Source organism: Streptomyces venetus (assembly GCF_039540295.1).
GTDB classification, from domain to species: domain Bacteria; phylum Actinomycetota; class Actinomycetes; order Streptomycetales; family Streptomycetaceae; genus Streptomyces; species Streptomyces venetus.
The window spans coordinates 111,767-136,715 of record NZ_BAABET010000009.1; the positions used below are offsets into that span (position 1 = coordinate 111,767).

Annotated in this window: 26 protein-coding genes; 6 read left to right on the plus strand and 20 right to left on the minus strand. The window is 70.6% G+C overall.

The features are described 5' to 3' along the window. Positions 1-12 precede the first annotated feature (12 nt). Positions 13-579, minus strand: a complete 567-nt coding sequence (gene pyrR / locus ABEA82_RS27870; protein WP_345664444.1) for a bifunctional pyr operon transcriptional regulator/uracil phosphoribosyltransferase PyrR — start codon at positions 577-579, stop codon at positions 13-15. A 267-nt stretch (positions 580-846) separates the two neighbouring features. Between pyrR and bldD the strand changes: the two genes are divergently transcribed. Then, entirely contained in the window at positions 847-1,350 is a 504-nt protein-coding gene (gene bldD / locus ABEA82_RS27875; protein WP_030166512.1) for a transcriptional regulator BldD, read from the plus strand. A 164-nt stretch (positions 1,351-1,514) separates the two neighbouring features. On the opposite strand, the gene nusB is transcribed toward bldD, so the two are convergent. The 17 genes from nusB to ABEA82_RS27960 form a co-directional block, all read right to left on the minus strand. Beyond that, complete coding sequence (gene nusB / locus ABEA82_RS27880; RefSeq protein ID WP_345664445.1) at positions 1,515-1,949, minus strand: transcription antitermination factor NusB; 435 nt, start codon at positions 1,947-1,949, stop codon at positions 1,515-1,517. Positions 1,950-1,951: 2 nt separating this feature from the next. Continuing rightward, entirely contained in the window at positions 1,952-2,518 is a 567-nt protein-coding gene (gene efp / locus ABEA82_RS27885; RefSeq protein WP_003988957.1) for an elongation factor P, read from the minus strand. A 53-nt stretch (positions 2,519-2,571) separates the two neighbouring features. Beyond that, on the minus strand, positions 2,572-3,681 hold the full coding sequence (locus tag ABEA82_RS27890) for an aminopeptidase P family protein (protein ID WP_003988958.1): 1,110 nt from the start codon (positions 3,679-3,681) through the stop codon (positions 2,572-2,574). 242 nt (positions 3,682-3,923) lie between these two features. Next, entirely contained in the window at positions 3,924-4,796 is an 873-nt protein-coding gene (locus ABEA82_RS27895) for a Pro-rich N-terminal domain-containing protein (RefSeq protein WP_345664446.1), read from the minus strand. Positions 4,797-4,958: 162 nt separating this feature from the next. Beyond that, positions 4,959-6,050: a 3-dehydroquinate synthase gene (gene aroB, locus ABEA82_RS27900; protein ID WP_345664447.1), complete on the minus strand. Its 1,092-nt coding sequence runs from the start codon at positions 6,048-6,050 to the stop codon at positions 4,959-4,961. Beyond that, positions 6,047-6,559 carry a shikimate kinase gene (locus ABEA82_RS27905; RefSeq protein WP_345664448.1) on the minus strand — a complete coding sequence of 171 codons (513 nt, stop codon included), beginning with the start codon at positions 6,557-6,559 and terminating at the stop codon, positions 6,047-6,049. The genes aroB and ABEA82_RS27905 overlap by 4 nt, the downstream gene beginning before the upstream one ends. After that, entirely contained in the window at positions 6,556-7,740 is a 1,185-nt protein-coding gene (aroC, locus tag ABEA82_RS27910; RefSeq protein WP_345664449.1) for a chorismate synthase, read from the minus strand. The genes ABEA82_RS27905 and aroC overlap by 4 nt, the downstream gene beginning before the upstream one ends. Positions 7,741-7,883: 143 nt before the next feature. Further along, on the minus strand, positions 7,884-8,234 hold the full coding sequence (locus tag ABEA82_RS27915) for a hypothetical protein (protein WP_345664450.1): 351 nt from the start codon (positions 8,232-8,234) through the stop codon (positions 7,884-7,886). Positions 8,235-8,285: 51 nt separating this feature from the next. Then, positions 8,286-9,113 (minus strand): shikimate dehydrogenase, encoded by an 828-nt coding sequence (locus tag ABEA82_RS27920; protein ID WP_345664451.1) that lies wholly within the window; start codon positions 9,111-9,113, stop codon positions 8,286-8,288. Between the two features lie 10 nt (positions 9,114-9,123). Further along, positions 9,124-10,809: an endolytic transglycosylase MltG gene (gene mltG, locus ABEA82_RS27925; RefSeq protein ID WP_345664452.1), complete on the minus strand. Its 1,686-nt coding sequence runs from the start codon at positions 10,807-10,809 to the stop codon at positions 9,124-9,126. Between the two features lie 123 nt (positions 10,810-10,932). Further along, positions 10,933-11,397, minus strand: coding sequence for a Holliday junction resolvase RuvX (ruvX, locus tag ABEA82_RS27930; protein ID WP_345664453.1), 465 nt, complete (start codon positions 11,395-11,397; stop codon positions 10,933-10,935). A 16-nt stretch (positions 11,398-11,413) separates the two neighbouring features. Next, positions 11,414-14,083 (minus strand): alanine--tRNA ligase, encoded by a 2,670-nt coding sequence (alaS, locus tag ABEA82_RS27935; RefSeq protein WP_345664454.1) that lies wholly within the window; start codon positions 14,081-14,083, stop codon positions 11,414-11,416. Beyond that, positions 14,083-14,436, minus strand: coding sequence for a hypothetical protein (locus ABEA82_RS27940; protein ID WP_248508222.1), 354 nt, complete (start codon positions 14,434-14,436; stop codon positions 14,083-14,085). The genes alaS and ABEA82_RS27940 overlap by 1 nt, the downstream gene beginning before the upstream one ends. Positions 14,437-14,445: 9 nt before the next feature. Continuing rightward, entirely contained in the window at positions 14,446-14,886 is a 441-nt protein-coding gene (locus tag ABEA82_RS27945; protein WP_345664455.1) for a DUF948 domain-containing protein, read from the minus strand. A gap of 189 nt (positions 14,887-15,075) precedes the next feature. Further along, entirely contained in the window at positions 15,076-15,690 is a 615-nt protein-coding gene (rpsD, locus tag ABEA82_RS27950; RefSeq protein ID WP_345664456.1) for a 30S ribosomal protein S4, read from the minus strand. A 305-nt stretch (positions 15,691-15,995) separates the two neighbouring features. Beyond that, positions 15,996-17,348, minus strand: coding sequence for a replication-associated recombination protein A (locus ABEA82_RS27955; RefSeq protein WP_345664457.1), 1,353 nt, complete (start codon positions 17,346-17,348; stop codon positions 15,996-15,998). A gap of 56 nt (positions 17,349-17,404) precedes the next feature. After that, positions 17,405-18,061 (minus strand): vitamin K epoxide reductase family protein, encoded by a 657-nt coding sequence (locus ABEA82_RS27960; RefSeq protein ID WP_345664458.1) that lies wholly within the window; start codon positions 18,059-18,061, stop codon positions 17,405-17,407. Positions 18,062-18,203: 142 nt separating this feature from the next. Between ABEA82_RS27960 and ABEA82_RS27965 the strand changes: the two genes are divergently transcribed. Genes ABEA82_RS27965 through ABEA82_RS27980 form a run of 4 tightly spaced genes read left to right on the plus strand, consistent with a single transcriptional unit; the run spans position 18,204 to position 21,722 of the window. Beyond that, entirely contained in the window at positions 18,204-19,076 is an 873-nt protein-coding gene (locus tag ABEA82_RS27965) for an ABC transporter ATP-binding protein (protein WP_345664459.1), read from the plus strand. Further along, entirely contained in the window at positions 19,073-19,918 is an 846-nt protein-coding gene (locus ABEA82_RS27970) for an ABC transporter permease (RefSeq protein ID WP_345664460.1), read from the plus strand. Before ABEA82_RS27965 ends, ABEA82_RS27970 begins: the two co-directional genes overlap by 4 nt. After that, on the plus strand, positions 19,915-21,102 hold the full coding sequence (locus ABEA82_RS27975; RefSeq protein ID WP_345664461.1) for a sensor histidine kinase: 1,188 nt from the start codon (positions 19,915-19,917) through the stop codon (positions 21,100-21,102). Before ABEA82_RS27970 ends, ABEA82_RS27975 begins: the two co-directional genes overlap by 4 nt. Further along, positions 21,099-21,722, plus strand: a complete 624-nt coding sequence (locus tag ABEA82_RS27980) for a response regulator (protein WP_345664462.1) — start codon at positions 21,099-21,101, stop codon at positions 21,720-21,722. The genes ABEA82_RS27975 and ABEA82_RS27980 overlap by 4 nt, the downstream gene beginning before the upstream one ends. Positions 21,723-21,939: 217 nt before the next feature. Here the strand turns inward: ABEA82_RS27980 and hisS are convergent, their stop codons facing one another. Together hisS and ABEA82_RS27990 are read right to left on the minus strand one after the other, a co-directional pair. Next, a complete protein-coding gene (gene hisS / locus ABEA82_RS27985; RefSeq protein ID WP_345664463.1) occupies positions 21,940-23,202 on the minus strand; it encodes a histidine--tRNA ligase in 1,263 nt (420 codons plus the stop codon). An 11-nt stretch (positions 23,203-23,213) separates the two neighbouring features. Beyond that, on the minus strand, positions 23,214-23,921 hold the full coding sequence (locus ABEA82_RS27990; RefSeq protein ID WP_345664464.1) for an MBL fold metallo-hydrolase: 708 nt from the start codon (positions 23,919-23,921) through the stop codon (positions 23,214-23,216). 167 nt (positions 23,922-24,088) lie between these two features. Here ABEA82_RS27990 and ABEA82_RS27995 point away from each other — a divergent pair, with 167 nt between their 5' ends. Next, entirely contained in the window at positions 24,089-24,934 is an 846-nt protein-coding gene (locus tag ABEA82_RS27995; RefSeq protein WP_345664465.1) for a peptidylprolyl isomerase, read from the plus strand. The last annotated feature ends 15 nt before the right edge of the window (positions 24,935-24,949 follow it).

Consider the following 24,949-nt stretch of genomic DNA (forward strand, 5'->3'; position numbering starts at 1 on the left):
ACGCCCGAAGCGCTACTGGGCGGTCTGCTTGGCGCCGAGCAGCACGGTGTCGCGACCGTCCTCCTCGGCGAGCTGGACCTTGACCGTCTCCCGCAACGACGTGGGGAGGTTCTTGCCGACGTAGTCGGCGCGGATGGGCAGTTCGCGGTGGCCTCGGTCGACGAGGACGGCGAGCTGCACCGCGCGCGGGCGCCCGAGGTCGTTCAGGGCGTCGAGGGCGGCGCGGATGGTGCGGCCGGAGAAGAGCACGTCGTCGACGAGGACGACCAGCTTGCCGTCGAGGCCGTCACCGGGGATCTCGGTGCGGGCCAGCGCACGCGGCGGGTGCATGCGCAGGTCGTCGCGGTACATGGTGATGTCGAGCGAACCGCACGGAACCTTGCGCTCGGTGATCTGCTCGAGCTTGTCGGCGATCCGCCGGGCGAGGAAGACGCCCCGGGTCGGGATGCCGAGGAGCACCACGTCGTCGGCGCCTTTCGCGCGTTCGACGATCTCGTGGGCGATGCGGGTCAGCACCCGCGCGATGTCGGGCCCTTCGAGAACGGGCCGGGCATCGGACTGCGTGTCGTGCGTGTCCATACGAAACGGACCTCCTTCTCCGCCTCACGGGACGGACCTTAAAGGACGTCGGGATTGCGCCATACACGGTAGCAGGTCCCCGCGATCACTTCGATGGCCCCCTTGAATCACCCACTCGGCCTAACGGAGCGCCGATACCACGGAAGAGTCGGTGCGGACCATTCGGCTTGACGCGGCAGAGTAACGCTGCGTAACCTCACAGTGAGTTACCAGCCGCGCGGTCCGGCAACACAGCCGAAGCGCGTCGACACCTTGCCGGGGAGCTATATGTCCAGCGAATACGCCAAACAGCTCGGGGCCAAGCTCCGGGCGATCCGCACCCAGCAGGGCCTTTCCCTCCACGGTGTCGAGGAAAAGTCCCAGGGACGCTGGAAGGCGGTCGTGGTCGGTTCGTACGAGCGCGGCGACCGTGCCGTGACCGTACAGCGCCTTGCCGAGCTGGCGGATTTCTACGGCGTTCCGGTGCAGGAGCTGCTGCCGGGCACCACTCCGGGCGGCGCCGCCGAGCCGCCGCCGAAGCTGGTCCTGGACCTGGAGCGGCTGGCCACGGTGCCGGCCGAGAAGGCGGGCCCGCTGCAGCGCTACGCGGCCACGATCCAGTCGCAGCGCGGTGACTACAACGGCAAGGTGCTCTCGATCCGCCAGGACGACCTGCGCACACTCGCCGTCATCTACGACCAGTCGCCCTCGGTCCTCACCGAGCAGCTGATCAGCTGGGGTGTCCTGGACGCCGACGCGCGTCGCGCGGTGGCGAGCCACGAGGAGGGCTGAGCACTCCGCGAGGAGCGCAGAAACGTGCCGCCGGGGTGGCCGGAACCGTACGGTTCCGGCCACCCCGGCGGCGTTCGGGTCTGACGGATGGCACCCGGCCGTCACGGAACGCCGGAGGGCCCCCAGCGGTCACGCTGCGGGCCCTCCGGCGTTCTCTGTCTCTCTCAGACGTCGTCGCGGCGGAGCGAGGGCTTGAGCTCCTTCAGCCGGCCGAGCAGGCCGTTCACGAACGAGGGCGACTCGTCCGTGGAGAACTCCTTCGCCAGCTGCACCATCTCGTCGAGGACGACGGCGTCCGGGGTCGCGTCGACCCAGATCAGCTCGTAGGCGCCGAGCCGCAGGATGTTGCGGTCGACGACCGGCATACGGTCGAGCGTCCAGCCGACCGAGTACTGGGCGATCAGCTCGTCGATGCGCTTCGCGTGCTTCGCGTAGCCCTCGACCAGCTCCATCGTGTACTCGCTCACCGGCGGCTGCCGGGTGTCCGCCCGGGAGAGCCGGACCCAGTCCGCGAGGACCGTGAGGGCCTCGGCGCCACGCTGGTCGCCCTCGAAGAGAATCTGGAAGGCGCGCTTGCGGGCCGTGTTGCGGGCAGCCACGGTTAGCTGTTCACCCGGCCGAGGTAGTCGCTGCTGCGGGTGTCGACCTTGATCTTCTCACCGGTGGTGATGAAGAGCGGGACCTGGATCTGGTGGCCGGTCTCCAGCGTGGCGGGCTTGGTGCCGCCGGTGGAGCGGTCGCCCTGGACGCCCGGCTCGGTCTCCTGGATGACGAGCTCGACGGCGGCCGGGAGCTCGACGAAGAGGACCTCTCCCTCGTGCTGCGCGACGGTGGCGGTGAAGCCCTCGATCAGGAAGTTGGCGGCGTCGCCGACAGCCTTCCGGTCGACGTGCAGCTGGTCGTAGGTCTCCATGTCCATGAAGACGAAGTAGTCGCCGTCCATGTAGGAGAACTGCATGTCGCGCTTGTCGACGGTGGCCGTTTCGACCTTGACGCCGGCGTTGAAGGTCTTGTCGACGACCTTGCCGGAGAGCACGTTCTTGAGCTTGGTGCGCACGAAGGCCGGGCCCTTGCCGGGCTTGACGTGCTGGAACTCGACGACGGACCAGAGCTGGCCGCCTTCGAGCTTGAGCACCATGCCGTTCTTGAGGTCGTTCGTGGAAGCCACGGTTGCGGAATCTCCTGGACTGACGTACGACCCCGGGGCACGCACCTGCCTGGCTACAGGGCGAGCAGCTCCTTGGTCGTGATGGTGAGTAGCTCGGGTCCGCCGTCCGCCTCGGGGCGGACGACGAGCGTGTCATCGATCCGGACGCCGCCCCGGCCCGGGAGGTGGACCCCCGGTTCGACGGTGACCGGCACGCAAGCGTCCAGTTTACCCATGGCCGCGGGACTCAACTGAGGGTCCTCATCGATTTCGAGCCCCACCCCGTGTCCGGTCAGGGCCGTGAGGCCCTCGGTGTACCCCGCAGAGTCCAGGACCTGGCGTGCGGCCCGGTCGACGTCCCGGCAGGCGGCGCCGGGTACCAGGCTCTCACGTCCGGCCCGCTGCGCAGCGAAGACCAGGTCGTACAGCTCGATCTGCCAGTCCGCGGGAGCGGTGCCGATGACGAAGGTCCGGCCGATCTCGCAGCGGTAGCCGCGGTACGTGGCGCCGAGGCAGACGGAGAGGAAGTCGCCCTCCTCCACGCGCCGGTCGGTGGGCCGGTGCCCGGGCCGCCCGGCGTTCGGCCCGGTGGCGACGGACGTCGGGAAGGCCGGTCCGTCGGCCCCGTGATCCACGAGGCGCCGTTCCAGCTCCAGGGCGAGATGGCGCTCGGTGCGGCCGACGAGGATGGACTCCAGCAGTTCGCCGAGGGCCTGGTCGGCGATCTCGGCGCCGATGCGGAGGCAGGAGATCTCCTCCTCGTCCTTGACGACCCGGAGCTGCTCGACCGCGCTGCCGAGGTCGGCCAGGCGCAGCCGGGGGGCGACCGATCCGAGGGCGCGGTGCCGGGCCACGGTGAGGTGGTGCTCCTCCACGGCCAGGGAGTCGGCGCCCTGGCCCGCGGCGAGGTCGCCGGCCGCGACGACCGGATCGCCGCCACCGGCCGGGGGCAGGATCTGTACGCGCAGGGTCTCGTCGGGCCGTTCCTGACCCGGGCGGCCGGCCGTCGGACCGCCGCACACCAGCAGGTCCTCGGTCTTGCCCAGCAGGAGAACGGCGCCGCGCGGGGCGGCGCCCGCGAGATAGCGCACGTTGGCGGGACGGGAGACCAGCGCCGCCGCGCTGCCGCCCGCGTTGCAGTATTCCCTCAAGCGCGTCCGGCGGGCCGCGTACACGTCTGACATGACCCGAGCCTACGAGCGGGGGCGGGATGCCGCCGGTCGAGAGGGGCCGAGTGGGGGTTGCCGGCGGCGGCTGAGCGTGTAGCGCCTACGCGTGGTCCGGCTTGAGCTGCGGGCAGTAGTGCTAGGGGCGGCACGGGTGGGCGCAGCGGCGCCCCGCTCCGCCGGGCTGCGCAACGCCCCGACCCCGGCGGCAACGCCCGGCGCGCACCGAGCGCCGGGTCAGTGCACCGACCGTCCGCCGACTACCACTGCGGCGGACTCGCGATGGACCTGGCCAGGACGTCGTCCAGTACCCGGGCCGTCTCCGGCACATCCAGCTGCGAGTTGTCGATGATCGGCAGGCCGGACCCGTACCACCCGGCCATCCGCCCGTGGATACGGGCGACCTCCTCGTCCGTCAGCCGCCGGTTGCCCGAGCGCTCCGCGTTGCGTTCCAGGACGATGTCCAGCCCGGGAAGAAGGACGACCGGCAGCAGCCCCGGCCCCACGTGCCGCTTCCAGCCGCCGAGGCCGACGACCGGCCGGTCGGGGAAGACCGCGTCGTCGAGGATGCACGAGATGCCGTTGGCCAGGAAGTTGCGTGCGGCGAACCCGCAGGTGCGGCGGGCGAGGCGGTACTGCGCCTCGGAGTTGTCGTTCCACCCCGTCTGCGGGTCGGCGAAGCCGGAGCGGACCCACTCGCGTACGTCGTCGAGGCTGATGTGGGCCGTGGGGACCCGGCGATGGTCGGCCCAGTACTTGGCGACGCTGGTCTTCCCGGCCCCGGCGGGCCCGATGAGCAGGACGGCGAGCGTCGTACCGGCGGGGTCGGGCGCCATCGTGGCGGGCGGCGGGCTGGGCACGCCGACGGGACCGCCCGGCGGCAGCGGCACATGGCCGGTGGTGTCCGGCGCGGGAGGAACAGAGGCCGGTTGCGGAGCCGGGGCATGCGGGGTGGGGCCGGGCGGGGGCGCGGGATATCCCGGCGCGGGGGGCGGCGGAGGCACGGGCACGGAGCCCTGGGGCGCGCCCGGGTGCTGCGGACCCGGGTGGTGTGCGGCCGGTGACCAGCCGACGGCCGGTCCCTGCCCCGTCTGGTGGGGCGGCGGCAGCGGAGAACCCACTGCGTGCTGCATCCGGTGCCACTCCGTCTCGTACAGGCGATGGGCGCTGACAGCGGGGGCGGGCCCGCCGCTACCGAACGGTACCGCCCCCGGCCATTGTTGTGTGAACGGCCGAGGGCGACCCGAAGTGCCCGCCGCGTAAGGCGTTTTCGGGCGGAAGACGCGCCGTGGGACTTACTGCCCCACCTCTCCGTACGCGGCGAGCAGCACCGCCGGGTCGGGTCCCTCCAGCACCGTGGGCTTGGCCAGACCGTCGAGGACGATGAAGCGCAGCAGGTCGCCGCGGGACTTCTTGTCGACCTTCATGGTCTCCAGCAGCTTGGGCCACTGGTCGTGGCGGTAGTACAGCGGCAGGCCGACCGCTTCCAGGACGGTGCGGTGGCGGTCCGCCGTCGCGTCGTCCAGCCTGCCTGCCAGGCGGCCCAGTTCGGCGGCGAAGTGCATGCCCACCGAGACCGCGGCGCCGTGGCGCCACTTGTAGCGCTCGTTCTTCTCGATGGCGTGGCCGAGGGTGTGGCCGTAGTTGAGGATCTCGCGCAGGCCCGACTCCTTCAGGTCGGACGACACCACGTCGGCCTTGACCCGGATGGAGCGCTCGATGAGCTCGGCGGTGTGCGGACCGGCCGGGGTGCGCGCCGCCTCGGGGTCGGCCTCGATGAGGTCCAGGATCACCGGGTCGGCGATGAAGCCGGCCTTGATGACCTCGGCGAGCCCGGAGACGTAGTCGTTGACCGCGAGGGAGTCCAGCGCGGCCAGGTCGCAGAGCACTCCGGCGGGCGGGTGGAAGGCCCCCACCAGGTTCTTGCCCTCGGCGGTGTTGATGCCGGTCTTGCCCCCGACGGCCGCGTCGACCATGGCGAGGACGGTGGTGGGGACGGCGATCCAGCGCACCCCGCGCAGCCAGGTGGCGGCCACGAAACCGGCCAGGTCCGTGGTCGCGCCGCCGCCGACACCGACGATGACGTCCGTGCGCGTGAACCCGGTCTGGCCGAGCGCCTTCCAGCAGTAGGCGGCGACCTCCGCGGTCTTGGCCTCCTCCGCGTTGGGCACCTGGATGGCGACCGCCTCGTAGCCCTGGTCGGCCAGGTCGGCGCGGAGCGCCTCACCGGTCTCGGCCAGCGCCTCGGGGTGGACGATCGCGACCCGCTTGGCCCTGCCTCCGATCAACCCGGGCAGCTCGCCCAGGAGCCGGCGGCCCACCAGGACCTCGTAGGGGTCTGTGCCGGCGGTGCCGCCGACCTGGATCCGCGTCACTGCCTCGCTCATGCTTCCTTCAACTCCAGTGCGTCCAGCGCCGCTCGGGTGACCTCTTCGGGCGCACGGCCGTCCGTGGCGACGACGGCCGTGGCGACCTCCTCGTACAGGTGCCGGCGGGCCTCCATCAGCTCGCGCCACTGCTTGCGCGGGTTGATCGCGAGCAGCGGGCGGGCCGCGTTGAGGCCGGTCCGCTTGACCGCCTCATCGACGTCCATCGACAGGTAGACGACGCGGTGGCCGGCGAGCAGGGCACGGGTGTCCGGGTCGAGGATCGCGCCGCCGCCCAGGGCCAGCACCCCGTCGTGCCCCTCCAGCGCCTCGCGCACCGCCTGCTTCTCGATCGCGCGGAAGGCGGGCTCGCCCTCCTCGACGAAGATCTCTGCGATGGTCCGGCCCTGCGCGGCCACGATGTCGTCGTCGGTGTCCCGGTAGCCGGTCCCGAGCCGCTCGGCCAGCAGCTGCCCGACGGTGGACTTGCCCACGCCCATCGGGCCGACGAGCACGATCAGTGGGCTCATCGGATGGCCAGGGTGTCGAGGTAGGACCGCACGTTGCGGCGGGTCTCGGTCACGCTGTCGCCACCGAACTTCTCCGCGACGGCGTCGGCGAGGACGAGGGCGACCATCGCCTCGGCGACGATGCCGGCGGCCGGCACGGCGGACACGTCGGAACGCTGGTGGTGAGCCTGGGTCGCCTCACCGGTGGTGACGTCCACCGTCTGCAGGGCGCGCGGCACGGTCGCGATCGGCTTCATCGCGGCGCGGACCCGCAGCAGCTCACCGGTGGTCAGACCGCCCTCGGTGCCGCCGGAGCGGCCGGAGACGCGGCGGATGCCCTCGGGCGTGTTCACGATCTCGTCGTGCGCCTTGGAGCCGGGCACCCGCGCCAGCTCGAAGCCGTCGCCGATCTCGACGCCCTTGATCGCCTGGATGCCCATGAGCGCACCGGCGAGCCGGGCGTCCAGCTTCCGGTCCCAGTGCACGTGCGAACCCAGCCCCACCGGCACGTCGTAGGCCAGGATCTCGACGACGCCACCGAGGGTGTCGCCGTCCTTGTGGGCCTGGTCGATCTCCGCGACCATCGCCTTCGACGCGTCGGCGTCCAGGCAGCGCACGGGGTCCGCGTCCAGCTTCTCGACGTCGGCCGGGGTGGGGTACACGCCGTGCGGAGCCTTCGCCGAGGCCAGCTCGACGACGTGGCTGACGATCTCGACGCCGGTCGTCTCCTTGAGGTACGACCGTGCCACCGCGCCGAGGGCCACGCGGGCGGCGGTCTCACGGGCGGAGGCCCGCTCCAGGATGGGCCGGGCCTCGTCGAAGCCGTACTTCTGCATGCCGGCGAGGTCGGCGTGGCCGGGCCGCGGGCGGGTCAGCGGGGCGTTGCGGGCGAGCCCGGCGAGGATCTCCGGGTCGACCGGGTCGGCCGCCATGACCTGTTCCCACTTGGGCCACTCGGTGTTGCCCACCATGACCGCGACCGGGGAGCCGAGGGTGAGGCCGTGCCGGACACCACCGAGGAAGGTGACCTCGTCCCGCTCGAACTTCATGCGGGCACCGCGCCCATAGCCCAGGCGCCGCCTCGCGAGATGGTCCGCCACCATGTCCGTGGTGATCGGCACGCCGGCGGGAAGGCCCTCCAGCGTCGCGACGAGTGCGGGACCGTGGGATTCCCCCGCGGTCAGCCAGCGCAACCTGCTCAACGATGCTCCTCAGTTTTCGCGGCCTGCTTACTGCCCAGCGTACGCATGCCATCGCTTACGGCTACGGCCTGACCGGGTGCTCGGACCCCGGTACGCCACCTCCGATCCTCCCATGTCCCGCCGTGCGTCCGGCCGCCGGTCCATCAGGCGGACGTGCCCGGGGCCGGGCCGTCGGTGCCGGACCGCTGCGGCGCGTACGCGCCCAGGAAGTCGGCGCCGCTCGGCTGCGATGCGGACTGCGCGGGCGGCGGGGCGTACTCCCCCAGGTAGTCCGCCCCGCGTCCCTGTCCGTACCGCGCCGCGGCGTGGACCGGCTGTCCGCCCCGGACGGCGCGGCGGTAGGCGACCTTCCGCTTGATCTTCACGGCCCAGGACGCCACGACGGCGAGGACGATCAGGGCGATCACCGTAATCTGCACCCAGTCGGGCAGGAATCCCAGCAGGGCCTCGAAGATCTGGGACTTGGCGGAAGCCTGAGGCAGGCCTGTGGACATGGTGTGCGTTCCCCTCCCCTGTTCCGCCCCCTGCGGAACCGAGAGCGGATCCTAGCGGGCCGCGAGAGCGCGTTCGCCCGCTTTTCGCATGGCGTCCAGGGGCGCCGGGGCCAGCCCCGTCATCTGCTCGACCTGGAGCACGGCCTGGTGCACCAGCAGGTCGAGACCGCTGACGACGGCCCCGCCGTACGAGGACCAGCGGGCCGCGAGGTCGGTCGGCCACGGGTGGTAGAGCACGTCGAAGAGGGCCGCCGGGCGCTCCGGCACGGACCGGGCGAGGGCGTCGGTGACACCGGCCGGGGTGGTGCTGATCACCAGGGGCGCGCGCAGGGCCTGCTCGGCGTCCGCCCAGTCGGCGACGCGTACCGTGATCTCCAGCCGCTCGGCCCACTGCCGCATCTCGGCGGCCCGGGCCTCACTGCGCACGTAGACGGCGATCTCGCCCGGGCAGATCCGGGCCAGCGCGGCCAGCGCGGACGAGGCGGTGGCGCCCGCTCCGAGGATCGCGGCGGCGTCGACCTTGTCGATGCCGTGCTCGCGCAGAGCCGCGACCATTCCGGGGACGTCGGTGTTGTCGCCGGTCCTGCGGCCGTCCTCGGTGAGGACGACGGTGTTGACCGCGTCGACAGAGGCCGCGGTGTCGCTGATCTCGTCGAGCAGCGGGATCACGGCCCGCTTCAGCGGCATGGTCAGCGAGAGCCCCGCCCACTCGGCGCCGAGCGTCTCGAAGAACCCGGGCAGCCCGGCCTCGTCGACCTCGAACCTGTCGTACGTCCAGCCGGCCAGGCCCAACTCCTGGTAGGCGGCTCGGTGCAGGACCGGGGAGAGCGAGTGCGCGATCGGGGAACCGAGCACGGCGGCCCGGCGTGGTGCGGCCATCAGGAGTTCCTCAGTTGTTCCGCGAGGCGTTGAACTGGTCCACCAGCTTCTGGTGTTCGGCGTTCGTCTTCGTGAACTTGCTGGTCTTGCCGTCGAGCGAGATGAAGTAGTACCAGCCGTCGTCCGTCGGGCTGAGGGCGCCCTTGATCGCTTCCTCGCCCGGGTTGTCGATCGGGCCCGGCGGCAGTCCCTTGTGGAAGTACGTGTTGTACGGGTTGTCGTAGTTCCGCAGTTCGCTCAGGCTCAGGTCGATCTTGCTCTGGTTCTTGATGTAGTTGTAGGTGGAGTCGAACTCCAGCATGCCGTTCGTCTGCGGGTTGCCGGGCTTCATCCGGTTGTAGACGACCTCGGCCATCTTGCGGAAGTCGTCGTGGCTCGTGCCCTCGGCCTGGGCGAGGCTCGCGACGGTGACCAGCTGCCACGGGTTTTCGAGCCCGAGGCTCTGGGCCTTCTTCTCCACACCGAGCTTCTCGTACGTCGCGGTGGCCCGCCGGACCATCTGCTTCAGGACGTCCTCGGGCTTCTGGCCCTTGCTCACGCCGTAGCTGGACGGATACAGGAAGCCTTCCAGGGGGTCCTTGACGCCCGGGTGGTTCTGGGCCCAGGCGGGCAGGCCCAGCTGCCTGTAGTCCTTCTTGGCGACCGCCGCGGTGGTGCCGTCCGCGACCTTCAGCCGCTTGTCGATGAGCCGGTAGATGTCGGCGTTGCGCTTGCCCTCGGCGATGATCAGGTTGTCGCGGCTCTCGGGGCTGAGCATCAGTTCGACCGCACTGGCGGCCGACATTTGCTTGTGCAGCGTGTAGACGCCGGCCTGGATGGCGCGGCCGTCGGGGTTGCCGGCCTGGGCCGAGACGAAGGCGTCGACGCTCTTGACGACACCTGCGGACTTCAGCGCCCGTCCGATCGCGTAGCCGTCCGCGCCCTCGGGGATCTCGACGGACACTTCCTGCCCGCTGCCGTCGCCCGCGAAGTCCGGGGCGTCACCGAAACGGTCCTTGTAGAACTGGTAGCCGAAGTAGCCCGCGCCCGCGAGGCCTCCGCCGAGCACCAGGGCGACCAGCAGGCAGGCCATGCCGTTGCGGCGTTTCTTGGGCTTGCCGCCGCGGCCTCGCTGGTCGTCGCCGCGTCCGCGGCGGTCCCCCGCTTCGTCGTCCTCGTCGTCGCCGCCCGCGAAGAAGGCGTGCTCGCCCTGGTCCGGGCCGGGGTCCCAGTCGGTCTCGAGCGGCTCCGGTTCCGCGTTCCGGCGGCTCGGCGGCTCGGGGGGCGGGTACGCGTCCGGCGTGCCGTAGTGGTCGCGCTGGTCCCCGCCGTACGGCCCGGTCTGCTGCCCGTAGGGGTCGGCCGGATCCGGCGGGTAGGGGACCTGGCCGTGCGAGCCGGTGGCCCAGGTGCCGGAGTCGTAGCCCTGCTGCGTCTGTACGGCGTACTGCGGGTCGTAGTTCCGCTGGTCGTATTGCTGCTGGTCGTACTGGTGCTGCGCGTACTGCTGGTACTGCTGCTGCGCCTGACCGTATCCGGCCTGTTCGCCGGTGCCCCAGTCGTCGTACTGCTGCTGCTCCGGATAGTGCTGCGGCTGGCCGTCGTAGGGGGACTGCGGGCCCTGGTGGGCCTGCTGTCCGCCCCATCCGCCGTCCCCGTACAACGGGTCCTCCGGATGCCACGGTTCGGAGCCTTGGCCCCGGCCATACTCAGTCATCGATCCCCTAGAGCCGCGAGGCGGCGGTCACGCGGCTTCCGGCTCCGCTCCCGTATCGCCTCTTGCTGTGCGGCGGGACCGTTCGAACGCCGCCGCGTCGCGCGGAACGTTACCGTATCGCGATCAGATGACCACTTCGACGGCTTCGCCGGGTGCTTTACCTGACACCCGTTCGGATTCAAGCGCCTGTTGCAGGATGACCACGGCCGCTGCCTGGTCGATGACGGACCGCCCCTTCTTGGACTTCACGCCCGAGGCGCGCAGTCCCTGACTGGCCGTCACCGTCGTCATGCGCTCGTCCACGAGTCTCACCGGAACCGGGGAGATCATACGGGCGAGTTCCTGGACGAAGCCCCGGACCTTGACCGCGGCCGGTCCCTCGCCCCCCTTGAGGGAACGCGGGAGACCGACCACGACCTCGATCGGCTCGTACTCCTCGACCAGGCTCTTCAACCGCCGCTGGGCTGCGGGGATGTCACGCCCGGGGACTGTCTCCACCGGGGTGGCGAGGATCCCGTCGGGGTCGCACGAGGCGACCCCGATCCGGGCGTCCCCGACGTCGATCGCGAGTCGACGTCCTCTGCGCATCTTCTTGACCCGATTCTTACTTGGCCGTCTCGGCGACCAGGCGCTCGACGGCGTCGACGGCGTCACCCACGGCGGCCGGGTTCTGGCCGCCGCCCTGGGCGACGTCCGGCTTGCCGCCACCGCCGCCACCGAGGGTCTTGGCGGCCGTACGGACCAGGTCGCCCGCCTTCAGGCCCCGCTCGCGGGCGGCCTCGTTGGTGGCGATGACCGTGAGCGGCTTGCCGTTCGCCACCGTGAACAGGGCGACGACGGCGGCCCGCCCGCCCTGGATGCGTCCGCGCACGTCGAGGACGAGCTTGCGCAGGTCGTCGGCGGTCGTGCCGTCGGGGACCTGACCGGTCACGACAGCAACGCCACGGACGTCCTTGGCGGACTCGGCGAGACCGGCGGCGGCCTGGAGGACCTTCTCGGCGCGGAACTTCTCGATCTCCTTCTCGGCGTCCTTCAGCTTGCCGAGCATGGCGGAGACCTTCTCCGGGAGCTCCTCCGGGCGGCCCTTGATCAGCTCCTGGAGCTGGGCGACCACGGTGTGCTCCCGGGCGAGGAAGTTGTAGGCGTCCACGCCGACCAGGGCCTCGATACGGCGGACACCCGAGCCGATGGAGGATTCGCCGAGCAGCTTCACCAGGCCCAGCTGGGCGGTGTTGTGCACGTGCGTGCCGCCGCACAGTTCCTTGGAGAAGTCACCGATGGTGACCACGCGGACGCGCTCGCCGTACTTCTCGCCGAACTCGGCGATGGCACCCTGCTTCTTGGCCTCGTCGATGCCCATGACGTCGGCGCGGACGTCGAGGTCGCGGGCGAGCACCTCGTTGATCTTCTGCTCGACGTCGGTCATCACGGCCGTCGGGACGGCGGACGGGGAGCCGAAGTCGAAGCGGAAGCGGCCGGGCTGGTTCTCGGAACCGGCCTGAGCGGCCGTCGGGCCGAGGGCGTCGCGCAGGGCCTGGTGGGTCAGGTGCGTGGCCGAGTGGGCGCGGGCGATGGCCTTGCGGCGGCGGCCGTCGATCGAGGCGTGGGCCTTGGCACCGACGGTGACCTCGCCGACCTGGACGACGCCCTTGTGGACGTAGACCCCCGGGACCGGCTTCTGGCAGTCGCGGATCTCGATGACGGCACCGGTGTCGACCTTGATGCGGCCGGTGTCGCCGATCTGGCCGCCGCCCTCGGCGTAGAAGGGGGTGCGGTCGAGGACGATCTCGACCTCGTCGCCCTCGGTGGCGGCCGGGGAGGAGGCGCCGTCGACGAGGATGCCGACGATCGTGGACTCGCTCTCGGTGTCGGTGTAGCCGATGAAGTCGGTGGCACCGGCCTGGTCGGCGATCTCGCGATAGGCACCGGCGCCGGCGTGCCCGGTCTTCTTGGCCTGGGCGTCGGCCTTGGCGCGCTCCCGCTGCTCCTTCATCAGGCGGCGGAAGCCGTCCTCGTCCACGGAGAGGCCCTGCTCGGCGGCCATCTCGAGGGTGAGGTCGATCGGGAAGCCCCAGGTGTCGTGGAGCAGGAAGGCCTTGTCGCCGGGCAGCACCGTGGAGCCGGAGGCCTTGGTGTCGGTGACGGCCGTGTCGAGGATGTTGGTGCCGGCCTTCAGCGTCTTGAGGAAGGCGTTCTCCTCGGCGAGGGCGACCTTCTCGATGCGCTCGCGGTCGGTGATGAGCTCGGGGTACTGCTGGCCCATCATCTCGATCACGGTGTCGATCAGGTCCTTGACGACCGGACCGGTGGCGCCGAGCAGGCGCATGTTGCGGATGGCGCGGCGCATGATGCGGCGCAGCACATAGCCGCGGCCCTCGTTGCCGGGGGTGACGCCGTCGCCGATGAGCATCACCGAGGTGCGCATGTGGTCGGTGACCACGCGCAGGGAGACGTCCGAGGCGTGGGCGTCGCCGTAGCGGACGCCGGTCAGCTCGGTGGCCTTGTTGATGACGGCCATGGAGGTGTCGATCTCGTACATGTTCTGCACGCCCTGCAGAATCATGGCGAGGCGCTCGAGGCCGAGGCCGGTGTCGATGTTCTTGCTGGGCAGTTCGCCGAGGATCGGGTAGTCCTTGCCCGGGCCCTCACCTCGCTCGTACTGCATGAAGACGAGGTTCCAGATCTCCACGTACCGCTCGTCGTTGACGGCGGGGCCGCCCTCGGCGCCGAACTCGGGGCCGCGGTCGTAGTTGATCTCGGAACAGGGGCCGCAGGGGCCGGGGACGCCCATGTCCCAGTAGTTGTCCTTCTTGCCCAGGCGCTGGATGCGCTCCTTCGGCACCCCGACGACCTCGTGCCAGATGCGCTCGGCCTCGTCGTCGTCCTTGTAGACGGTGATCCACAGGCGCTCGGGGTCGAGGCCGTAACCGCCCTTGTCCTGGGGGCTGGTGAGCAGCTCCCAGGCGTACGTGATGGCGCCTTCCTTGAAGTAGTCGCCGAAGGAGAAGTTGCCGCACATCTGGAAGAACGTGCCGTGCCGGGTGGTCTTGCCGACCTCTTCGATGTCCGGCGTGCGCACGCACTTCTGCACGCTGGTGGCGCGGGCGAAGGGCGGCTTGACCTCACCCAGGAAGTAGGGCTTGAAGGGCACCATGCCGGCCGGGACGAGGAGCAGAGTCGGGTCGTCCGCGATGAGCGACGCCGAAGGGACGACGGTGTGACCGCGCTCCTCGAAGAAGCTCAACCAGCGGCGGCGAATCTCAGCCGACTCCATCAGTGGTCCTCATTCCGGTTGTACGGGTACGTCTGGTACGTCGAGCCCTCGACGTACTTGGGGTTGTTGCGGTTCTCGATGGCGGCGTACCGCCGGGGCCCTGGGAGTTCGGGATTCTCGTTGATCCCGAGGGCGTCGCCCAGCTCGGCCTCCCGCACGGCCATGTTGTCCCGGACGTCGAGCGCGAAGCCCACCGCGCGGTCCTTGATGCGATGGCCGGCCTCGATCGCCTTGTTCCCCGCGGTTCTGGCAAGGCTCTCGGGCGTGAGTTGCTTCAGCTTGCGGTTGACCTTGGTGGTGGCCCACACACCGGCGGCGACGCCCGTGGTGAACCAGAAGGTACGGCGGAACATCGCTGTCTCTCAGTCCCTCTTCCCTCGGGCGCTGCGCCGAGAGACCGTGCGGCCCACGATCACGGTACGCCTGGACGCCTTGGCGGGCGCTTCTTCCTTGCGGCCGCCGAGGGCCCGGCGCACGCCGTAGCCGAAGGCGGCGACCTTGACGAGCGGGCCGCCGAAGGTGGAGGCGACGGTGGTCGAGAGCGCGGAGGCGTTCGACGTGACCTCCTGGACGTCGGAGGCGATCGCGTCGACCCGGTCGATCTGGGTCTGCGCGGATCGCACCGCCGAGGAGGCGTCGGCCAGCAGTGGGACGGCCTGGTCCGTCACGTCCGCCACCAGCTTGGTGGTCGCTCTGAGTGTCTGGGCCAGCCTCGCCAGCGCGACGGCGAGGAAGGAGACCAGAATCGCCCAGAAGACGGCCACCAAGATGCCGGCCACCTCTCCACCGGACACTGTGTGCACCCGCTCCCTGAAACGTGCCTGAACATCTGCCTGAATACGAGAAAGTCGTGCCACGAGCCTATCGCGCCGGGGGTGCGGCTCCGTACCGGATTACCGCCCGGCGACGGCGGATTCGCGAAAGCCCGCCGCCTCGCCCGCCCGGGAGGGACGGGGAGACGGCGGGCTGTTGTACCGCGTGCCTGCCGAAGATCAGCGGGCGTAGTACTCGACGACGAGCTGCTCGTCGCAGATCACCGGGATCTCCTTGCGGTTCGGCTCACGGTCCAGGCGGAACGCCAGGGCCTTGAGGTTCACCTGGAGGTAGCGCGGGGTCTCGCCCTCGGGAGCGAAGCCACCCTCACGGGCGATCGTGAAGAGCGTCTTCTCCTTGGAGCGGTCGCGGACCTGCACGACGTCGTCCGGACGGACACGGAAGGAGGGCTTGTCGACCTTCTTGCCGTTGACCGCGATGTGGCCGTGGACGACCATCTGACGGGCCTGGTAGATCGTGCGGGCGATGCCCGAACGCAGGACCAGGGCGTCGAGGCGACGCTCCAGCTCGATGATCAGGGCCTCACCGGTCTTGCCCTGGACCTTGCTGGCACGCTCGTAGGCGCGGACGAGCTGGCGCTCGGACACGTCGTACTGCGCGCGCAGGCGCTGCTTCTCGAGCAGACGGACCTTGTAGTCCGAGTTCTGCTTGCGGCCGCGGCCGTGCTCACCCGGCGGGTAGGGACGGGCCTCGAAGTACTTGACGGCCTTCGGGGTCAGCGCGATGCCGAGGGCACGCGACTTCTTGACCTTGGGGCGGGACTGGTTCGCCACTGTTCTTCGCTTTCGTTGTATCGGCTTGTCAGGGTTGTGGGAGGTCGCATCCGCAGCCGGGGAAACCCGCCTGGGACCCTGTCGGGCCCGGGTGGGCAGCCGCTCCCCTGGTCTGGGCACATACGTGCAGCACGCGAGTGGCCCACCGGCCGGGCCCGTCATACGACGGGTGGTGGTGGGCTGCCCGCGACACCGTTCGACGGTGCGCGACGCTCCTGGAGCCGATCCCGGAGGATCGGGGCTCCGGCCGACTGTCCCGTTCTGACTGCACGGGACGCGGCACTCCGGACGAGTTTACAGGGTGCTCAGGAGCGCTTTCGACCGAGGTTCTTCCGGGTCCACTCGACGGCGTCCGCGTAGCGGGCCTCCGCGCCGTGCCGGGTGGGCTCGTAGTACTCGCGGTCCTTGAGCGCGTCCGGGGCGTACTGCTGGGCGGCGATGCCCTCGGCCAGGTCGTGCGGGTAGACGTAGCCCTGGCCGTGGCCGAGTTTGGTCGCGCCCTTGTAGTGGCTGTCGCGCAGGTGCGCGGGCACCGGGCCGGCGAGGCCCTTGCGGACGTCCTCCAGGGCGGCGCCGATCGCGGTGGTCGCGGCGTTGGACTTGGGGGCGAGGGCGAGGGCGATGGTGGCGTGGCTGAGGGTGAGGGCGGCCTCGGGGAAGCCGATCATGGCGACGGCCTGGGCGGCGGCGACCGCCGTCTGCAGGGCGGTCGGGTCCGCCAGGCCGATGTCCTCGCTGGCGGAGATCATCAGGCGCCGGGCGATGAACCGGGGGTCCTCGCCGGCCTCGATCATCCGGGCCAGGTAGTGCAGGGCGGCGTCGACGTCGGAGCCGCGGATGGATTTGATCAGGGCGCTGGCCACGTCGTAGTGCTGGTCGCCGTCGCGGTCGTACTTCACGGCGGCCCGGTCGACCGTCTCCTCCAAGGTGGTCAGGCCGATCTCCGCCTCGCCCTTGTCGAGGGCGGCTCCGGCGGCCGCCTCCAGGGCGGTCAGGGCGCGGCGGGCGTCGCCGCCGGCGATGCGCAGGAGGTGGTTCTCGGTCTCCTCGGGGAGGGCGACGGCGTCCCCCAGGCCGCGCTCGTCGCTGAGAGCGCGGCGGATGAGGCCCCTGATGTCGTCGTCCGTGAGCGGTTCGAGGGTGAGCAGCAGGGAGCGGGACAGCAGGGGCGAGATCACCGAGAAGTACGGGTTCTCCGTCGTCGCGGCGATCAGGGTCACCCAGCGGTTCTCCACGGCCGGGAGCAGGGAGTCCTGCTGGGCCTTGCTGAAGCGGTGGATCTCGTCGAGGAAGAGGACGGTCTCCTTGCCGTACCCGCCGGAGGCGCGGCGGGCGCCGTCGATGACCGCGCGGACCTCCTTGACGCCCGCGGTGATCGCCGACAGTTCGACGAAGCGGGCGTCGGTGGCCTTGGAGACGACGTACGCCAGGGTGGTCTTGCCGGTGCCGGGCGGGCCCCAGAGGAGCACCGAGGAGGGGCCGGCCGGACCGGAGGCGTCTCCGACCAGTCTGCGCAGCGGCGAGCCCGGCTTCAGCAGGTGCTGCTGGCCCACGACCTCGTCGAGGGTGCGCGGGCGCATCCGCACCGCCAGGGGGCTGCTGGACGGCTCCTTCTCCTGGCGTTCTTCGGCTGCGGCGGTGAACAGGTCGGGCTCCACGTCAGAAACCCTAAATCACCGCACCGACAATCCGGCCGGGGCCCGGACCGCCCGGGTCAGCTGGTCCAGAAGTCCCACCAGCGGGTCAGGACCAGCATGCCGATGATGCCGATGTGCAGCACGGGCATGACCCAGGTGAACTCGCCGAAGAAGCTCTTGAGCCAGTTCGGGGCGGGCAGGAAGCCCTTGCGGATGTTGAACGACGTCACGTACCAGAACATGATGATCGTGGCGACCCAGGCCAGGGAGCACCACAGGCACAGCGCGTTGATCCGGTACAGGGACTGGAACATCAGCCACGCGCAGAAGCCGACGCCGAAGAGGCAGCCGGCGTTGAAGGTGAGCCAGTACCAGCGCGGGAAGCGGGCGCGGGCGAGCAGACTCACGCCGACGCCGATGACGATGCCGTAGCAGACGAGGCCGAGCATCGGGTTCGGGAAGCCGAAGACCGCGGCCTGCTTGCTCTCCATGACGCTGCCGCAGGAGACGACGGGGTTGAAGCTGCAACCGGGCGTGAACGTCTTGCCCTCGACCTTGGCCTCGAGGATCTTGAACTTGTCGATCGTGATGACCCACGCCGCGAGCAGCCCGGCCGCGCCGGTGATCATCAGCATCAGGGCGAAGGCCCGGCTGCCGCCCTCGCGACGGGGCGCGATCTCGGCGCTCTCCGGCTCGGGTTCCGTGGAGACGTCCTTCACTGTCGTCTTGCTCATCCCGCCGATTCCGTCACTCGAGACCCGGACTGCTTCGGTCAGGGCCATTGTGCCGCACGGGGGCGCCTGTCCACCGTTCAGTGGACATAAGCATGTCCTCCCGGTCGTCCCTGAGGGGTCGGTTCCGGCCGACGCTCGTCGTATGACAGCACAGGGGTACGACCTCGCCGTGGAGGCGCGGGGGCTGCGCAAGCGCTACGGCGACGTGACCGCCGTCGACGGCATCGACCTGGGCATCCGGCGCGGCGAGGTGTTCGGCCTGCTCGGGCCCAACGGCGCGGGCAAGAGCACCACGGTGGAGATCCTCCAGGGCAACCGGAGCCGCGACGCGGGCGAGGTGTCCGTGCTCGGGTCGGACCCGGCGTCCGGCACGCGCGCGTGGCGGTCACGTGTCGGAATCGTCTGGCAGGACGAATCAGCGCCCGCCGAGTTGACGGTCCGGGAGACCGTGCGGCACTTCGCCCGCTACTACCCCCGGCCGCGGAACCCGGAGGAGGTCATCGGCCTGGTCGGCCTGGAGGCAAAGGCGGACTGCCGGATCAAGGGGCTGTCGGGCGGCCAGCGCCGGCGGCTGGACGTGGCGCTGGGCGTGATCGGCGGTCCTGACCTGCTGCTCCTGGACGAGCCGACGACCGGGTTCGATCCGGCGGCCCGGCGGCAGTTCTGGTCGCTGATCCGCGCCCTGGCCGACGAGGGCACGACCATCCTGCTGACCACGCACTACCTGGAGGAGGCGGAGGCCCTCGCGCACCGGCTGGCCGTCGTCGCGCAGGGCCGGATCGTCGCCGAGGGCGAGCCGCAGGCGTTGCGGGAGAGGTTCGGCGGTGAGGCCGTCGTCGAGTGGACGGAGCGGGACGGCACCGCGCGCGTGGCGCGGACCGAGGCGCCGACGCGCACGATCGCCGAGCTCATGTGCCGCTTCGACGGCGAGATCCCGGGTCTGGCGGTGACCCGGCCCACGCTGGAGGACGTCTACCTCCGGCTGACCGGACAGCGGCAGGAGGACAGGACATGACCACGACGGCCGTACGGGGCCGCGATGCGGTCGGCGTGGGGCGGCTGCCCGGCGCCTGGGGGCTCGGGCTGCGGCGGGGCGCGCTGGAGATCAGGCAGTTCTTCCGCCAGCGCGACCAGGTGGTGTTCACCTTCGCCTTCCCGGTCGTCTTCCTGTTCCTGTTCGCGTCGATCTTCCGGGACGACGTGGAGGGCGCGGGCATCACCGCCTCGCAGCTGTACGTCCCGGCGATGATGGCCGCCGGCATCATGTCGACGAGTTTCCAGTCGCTGGGCATCTCGATCGCGGTCGAGCGGGAGGACAAGGTGCTGCGCCGGCTGCGCGGCACGCCGATGCCGCCGACGGCGTACTTCCTCGGCAAGATCTGGCTGGTTCTGTTCACCGGTCTGCTGGAGACGGTGGTCCTGCTGCTCGTCGGCACGACCCTGTACGACGTGGACCTGCCGTCCGACGCGGGCCGCTGGTTCGACCTGGCGTGGATCTTCGTGCTCGGGATCACGGCGTGCGCGCTGCTCGGTATCGCCATCAGCTCGGTGCCGGCCTCCGCGAACAGCGCGAGTTCCGTGGTGGTCCTGCCCTTCCTGGTGCTGCAGTTCATCTCCGGGGTGTACATCGCCATCGGCACCGTTCCGGACTGGATGCTGACGGTCGGTGCGCTGTTCCCGCTGAAGTGGATGTGCCAGGGGCTGCGGGGGGTGTTCCTGCCGGAGTCGGCGCAGGTGCTGGAGCAGGCGGGGAGCTGGGAGACGGGGCGCGTGGCTCTGGTGCTCGCCGCCTGGTGCGTCGGAGGATTGGTGCTGTGCCTGCTGACGTTCCGCTTCAAGGACCGGCGCACCGGATGAGCGATGCCGCGAGCGCCTACCAGTGGGAGCGCTCGTTCCGGCTCTGGGACACGTACTTCGCGCTGATCTGGGCGGCCACGGTGGCCTACGTGCTCACCACGGAGCGGCCCGGCTGGCCGCTCCGCGCGGTCGCGGCGTCGCTGCTCGTCCCGCTCGTCCCTCTGTACGTGGTGGCCGGGCGGCGTCTGATCCGGAGTGACCCGCCCGACCAGCGGCAGGCGATCGGCTATCTGGCCGCGGCGCTGACGCTGTTCCTGCCGTCGGCGGTTCTCGCCGGGGAGACACGGGTGCTGACGTTCGCGCTGATCCCCCAGTGCTTCATGACACTGCGGTTGCGGTCGGCGCTGGTGGCGGTGGCCGTGATGAACCTCGTGCCCGTGGCGGGCTGGGCGCTGCTGTGGTGGCCCGGTGCCCGGGAAGTGGCGTTCGACGTGCTGTTCTCCGTGGTCACGCTGGTGTTCTCGGTGGCCGTCGGCATCTGGATCATCCGGATCATCGAGCAGAGCCAGGAGCGGGCCGAGCTGATCGCGGAGCTGGACGCGAGCCGGCACGAGGTCGGCCGGCTGTCCGAGGCGCACGGGGCGCTGGCCGAGCGGGAGCGGCTGGCCCGGGAGATCCACGACACGCTCGCGCAGGGGTTCACCAGTCTGGTGATGCTGATCCAGGCGGTCGAGGCGGAGCTGGACCAGGACGTGGCCGAGGCGCGGCGGCACTTACGCCTGATGGACGCGACGGCCCGGCAGAACCTCGCCGAGGCCCGGGCCCTCGTCGCCGGGGGTGCGCCCGCCGACCTGGACGGCGCGTCGCTGCGGGACGCGCTGGGCCGGCTCGCCGCACGCCATGACGCGACGCTGGAGGTGACCGGACCGGTGCGCGTGCTGCCCGCAGGGCCCGAGGTGGTCGCGCTGCGCGCCTGCCAGGAGGCCCTGGCCAACGCCCGGAAGCACGCGGGAAGTTCGGTGGTGCTCGGGGTGACGCTGGCGTACGACGACGACCGGCTCACCGTGTCCGTACGGGACGACGGGCCCGGGTTCGATCCGGCTGCCGTCCGGGGCGGATACGGTCTGGCGGGGCTGCGGGCCCGGGCCGTCGAGGTGGGCGGGACCGCCGAGGTGCACAGCGCACCGGGTGACGGCACGGTGGTGACCGTCCGGCTGCCGCTGGCGAGGAGGGAGACGTCGTGATCCGCATCATCCTGGCCGACGACCATCCCGTCGTGCGGGAGGGGCTGCGGGCGATGCTCAGTGCCGAGTCCGACCTGGAGGTCGTCGCGGACGCGTCCAGCGGTCCGCAGGCGGAGGTGCTGGCGGCTCGGTTACGGCCCGACATCGTGCTGATGGATCTGCGGATGCCGGGCGGTGGGGGTGTGGACTCGATCGTGCGGATGTCGCGGGCGGGGCTGGCGTGCCGGGTGGTCGTGCTCACGACGTACGAGACGGACCGGGACATCCTGCGGGCCGTGGAGGCCGGGGCCGCGGGCTATCTGCTGAAGGACCTGCCGCGTGCGGAACTCGCGGAGGCCGTGCGGGCGGCGGCGCGCGGCGAGACGGTGCTGGCGCCGTCCGTGGCGGCCCGGCTGGTGGATCAGCTGCGCAGCAGGCCGGAGCGTCCGCGCCTGTCGGAACGCGAGACGGCTGTGCTGCGTCTGGTCGCCGAGGGCTGCACCAACGCGGAGATCGGGCGCCGTCTGTTCATCGGCGAGTCGACGGTGAAGACGTATCTGCTGCGTGTGTTCGGGAAGTTGGGGGTGGACGACCGGGCGGCGGCGGTCGCCGGCGCGATGCGGTACGGGCTGCTGGACTGAGGTTCTCGCCCCCGCCGCCCCTACCCGTCCCGTCCCCAGGGGCTCCGCCTCTTCGACCCCGGTTCCAGGGGGCTACGCCCCCCTGGAACCCCGGTCGGCCTGAACGGCCTCGTCCTCAAACGCCGGACGGGCTGAGAGGGTTCAGCCCAGGCGCGCTTCCGGCTCGGCCACGATCTCGTTCATGAACGGCTCGTCCTCAAGCGCGGGCTGAGAGGGTTCAGCCCAGGCGGGCTTCCAGTTCGGCCACGATCTCGTTGACGCCCACCGCTGTCTGCTCGCCCGACTCCATGTCCTTGAGCTGGACGACCCCCTCGGCGAGGTCGCGTTCGCCGGCGACGACCGTGTAGCGGGCGCCGCTGCGGTTGGCGTTCTTCATCGCGCCCTTGAGGCCCTTGCCGCCGTAGGAGAAGTCCGCCGCGATGCCGTTCTTGCGCAGCTCGGTGACCTTGGCGAACAGGACCCGGCGGGCCTCCTCGCCGAGCGGGACCGCGAACACGCTGGTGGTGGCGGGGAGTTCGAGCTCGACGCCCTCCGCCTCCAGGGCGAGGACCGTGCGGTCGACGCCGAGGGCCCAGCCGACGGACGGCAGCGCGGGGCCGCCGATCATCTCGGACAGGCCGTCGTAGCGGCCGCCGCCGCCGACCGCGGACTGGGAGCCGAGGCCGTCGTGGACGAACTCGAAGGTGGTGCGGGTGTAGTAGTCCAGGCCGCGGACCAGCTTCGGGTCGTCCTCGAAGGCGACGCCCGCCGCCGTGATCAGCTCACGGACCTCCTCGTGGTACGCCTTGCACGCGTCGCAGAGGTAGTCCCGCAGCAGCGGGGCGTCCCCCAGCTGCTTCTGGACCGACTCACGCTTGTCGTCCAGGACGCGCAGCGGGTTGATCTCCGCGCGGCGCAGGGTGTCCTCGTCCAGGTCCAGGCCGCGGAGGAAGTCCTGCAGCGCCGTCCGGTACACGGGGCGGCACTCCTTGTCGCCCAGGCTGTTGAGCAGGATCCGGAAGTTGCTCAGGCCCAGCGAGCGGTACGCCTGGTCGGCCAGGATGAGCAGCTCGGCGTCGAGCGCCGGGTCCTCCGCGCCGATCGCCTCGGCGCCGACCTGGGAGAAGTGGCGGTAGCGGCCCTTCTGGGGACGCTCGTAGCGGTAGTACGAGCCGGAGTACCAGAGCTTGACCGGGAGGTTGCCCGCCTTGTGCAGGTTGGCCTCCAGCGCGGCACGCAGGACGGAGGCCGTGCCTTCGGGGCGCAGGGCCAGCCGGTCGCCGCCCTTCGTTTCGAAGGCGTACATTTCCTTCGTCACGATGTCCGTCGACTCACCGACGCCGCGCGCGAAGAGTTCGACGTTCTCGAAGCCGGGCGTCTCGATGTAGCCGTAGCCGGAGTTGCGCAGCGGGGCGGCGATGGCCTCGCGGACGGCGAGGTACTTCGCACTGTCCGGCGGGATCAGGTCGTACGTGCCCTTGGGGGCCTTGAAGGTGCTCACGGAAGGTCTCGTCACATTCCTCGTCGGGGAGCGTCGTGGGCTCCCTGGCCGGCGGCCACCTGCCGCAGATACGGGTTGGTGGCGCGCTCCTGGCCGATGGTCGTCTGGGGGCCGTGGCCGGACAGCACCACGGTCGAGTCGTCGAGCGGCAGGCACACGCGGGCCAGCGAGTCGAGCATCTCGGCCATGTCACCGCCGGGCAGGTCGGTGCGTCCGATGGAGCCGGCGAACAGCAGGTCGCCCGAGAACATGATCGGCGGGATGTCCGCCGCCTCGGGCATGCCGAAGGTCACCGACCCCTTGGTATGGCCCGGGGCGTGGGCCACGGCCAGCTCCAGACCGGCCAGCTCCAGCTTCGCGCCGTCGGTCAGTTCCTTGACGTCGTCCGGCTCCCCCACGGTCAGCTCCCCCAGGAGCGGCATGCCGATGGAACGGCCGATCCCCTTCTCGGGGTCGCTCATCATGTACCGGTCGTCGGGGTGGATCCAGGCCGGCACGTCGTGCGCGCCGCACACCGGGACGACCGAGGCCACGTGGTCGATGTGGCCGTGGGTGAGGACGACGGCCACGGGCTTGAGGCGATGCTTTTTGATCGCTTCCTCGACGCCGTCGGCGGCCTGATGGCCGGGGTCGATGATCACGCACTCCTCACCGGCGGCGGGGGCGACGAGGTAGCAGTTCGTCCCCCAGGCCCCGGCGGGGAACCCGGCAATGAGCACGATCGTCCTTCGTTGTGTCGATACGGGCGGCTGCGGCTGTCCACAGAGCCTACCGGCGCTGCCGATTCCTCAGCGAACCCATATACGGTACGGGGCACACGCAGGCGGTCGGCGCACAGGCCCCACGCGTACCGGTCGATGTTCTAGACGCATGAGGAGAGAACCCGGTGGTCAGCCAGGAACAGCGGCGGCGTCAGCTCGCCCGTGAGAAGTACTTGCGGCAGCAGCAGCGGCGCACTGAGACGCGACGCAAGGCCCGCATCCGCAACTCCGTGATCGCCTCGGTCCTCGGCGTGGTCGTGGTGTTCTCCGTGACGGTCTTTCTGACCAAGCCCTTCGAGGACGACGGCAAGAAGGAGAACGCGAGCGCGGAGGCCACCCCGAGCGCCTCGCCCAGCAAGGCCCCGGACCCGTGCGAGAAGCCCGCCGCGGGCAAGGTCAAGTCGGAGACCTGGAAGAAGGAACCGGCGATGACCATCGACAAGTCGGCGAAGTACGCGATGAAGTTGGACACGACCTGCGGCGAGATAGACATCGACCTGAAGGCGTCGGCGGCACCGCACACCGTCAACTCGTTCAACTTCCTCGCCGGGAAGGGCTACTTCGACCACAGCAAGTGCCACCGGCTCACGGACCAGAACATCTACGTCCTGCAGTGCGGCGACCCGCAGGGCACCGGCATGGGCGGCCCCGGCTACACGATCCCGGACGAGAACCTGAAGGACAAGAGCCTCAAGGGCGGGGTGTACCCGGCGGGCACGGTCGCGATGGCGAACCAGTACAACGCGCAGACGAAGCAGGGCCGGAACAGCGGTGGCAGCCAGTTCTTCCTCGTCTACCAGGACAGTCAGCTGCCGCCCGACTACACACCGTTCGGTACCGTGTCCGAGGCGGGCATGAAGGTCCTGAAGAAGATCGCCGACGCCGGAGCAGCGGCACCCGACCCCCAGACGGGCAACACGGCGCCCAATGCGACGGTCGTGATCAACAAGGCGACGATCACCGAATCCTGACCCCCCAACTGCGAA

What these genes read in the sequence shown, in the direction of transcription:
- mltG (WP_345664452.1), bottom strand. Translation starts at nt 10,809, where the DNA reads ATGACTGAGTATGGCCGGGGCCAAGGCTCCGAACCGTGGCATCCGGAG.
- ABEA82_RS27940 (WP_248508222.1), bottom strand. Translation starts at nt 14,436, where the DNA reads ATGTTCCGCCGTACCTTCTGGTTCACCACGGGCGTCGCCGCCGGTGTG.
- ABEA82_RS27890 (WP_003988958.1), bottom strand. Translation starts at nt 3,681, where the DNA reads ATGTCAGACGTGTACGCGGCCCGCCGGACGCGCTTGAGGGAATACTGC.
- ABEA82_RS27920 (WP_345664451.1), bottom strand. Translation starts at nt 9,113, where the DNA reads ATGGCCGCACCACGCCGGGCCGCCGTGCTCGGTTCCCCGATCGCGCAC.
- ABEA82_RS27895 (WP_345664446.1), bottom strand. Translation starts at nt 4,796, where the DNA reads ATGCAGCACGCAGTGGGTTCTCCGCTGCCGCCGCCCCACCAGACGGGG.
- ABEA82_RS27905 (WP_345664448.1), bottom strand. Translation starts at nt 6,559, where the DNA reads ATGAGCCCACTGATCGTGCTCGTCGGCCCGATGGGCGTGGGCAAGTCC.
- ABEA82_RS27965 (WP_345664459.1), top strand. Translation starts at nt 18,204, where the DNA reads ATGACAGCACAGGGGTACGACCTCGCCGTGGAGGCGCGGGGGCTGCGC.
- pyrR (WP_345664444.1), bottom strand. Translation starts at nt 579, where the DNA reads ATGGACACGCACGACACGCAGTCCGATGCCCGGCCCGTTCTCGAAGGG.
- ruvX (WP_345664453.1), bottom strand. Translation starts at nt 11,397, where the DNA reads ATGCGCAGAGGACGTCGACTCGCGATCGACGTCGGGGACGCCCGGATC.
- aroB (WP_345664447.1), bottom strand. Translation starts at nt 6,050, where the DNA reads ATGAGCGAGGCAGTGACGCGGATCCAGGTCGGCGGCACCGCCGGCACA.
- bldD (WP_030166512.1), top strand. Translation starts at nt 847, where the DNA reads ATGTCCAGCGAATACGCCAAACAGCTCGGGGCCAAGCTCCGGGCGATC.
- ABEA82_RS27915 (WP_345664450.1), bottom strand. Translation starts at nt 8,234, where the DNA reads ATGTCCACAGGCCTGCCTCAGGCTTCCGCCAAGTCCCAGATCTTCGAG.
- ABEA82_RS27975 (WP_345664461.1), top strand. Translation starts at nt 19,915, where the DNA reads ATGAGCGATGCCGCGAGCGCCTACCAGTGGGAGCGCTCGTTCCGGCTC.
- ABEA82_RS27970 (WP_345664460.1), top strand. Translation starts at nt 19,073, where the DNA reads ATGACCACGACGGCCGTACGGGGCCGCGATGCGGTCGGCGTGGGGCGG.
- alaS (WP_345664454.1), bottom strand. Translation starts at nt 14,083, where the DNA reads ATGGAGTCGGCTGAGATTCGCCGCCGCTGGTTGAGCTTCTTCGAGGAG.
- ABEA82_RS27960 (WP_345664458.1), bottom strand. Translation starts at nt 18,061, where the DNA reads ATGAGCAAGACGACAGTGAAGGACGTCTCCACGGAACCCGAGCCGGAG.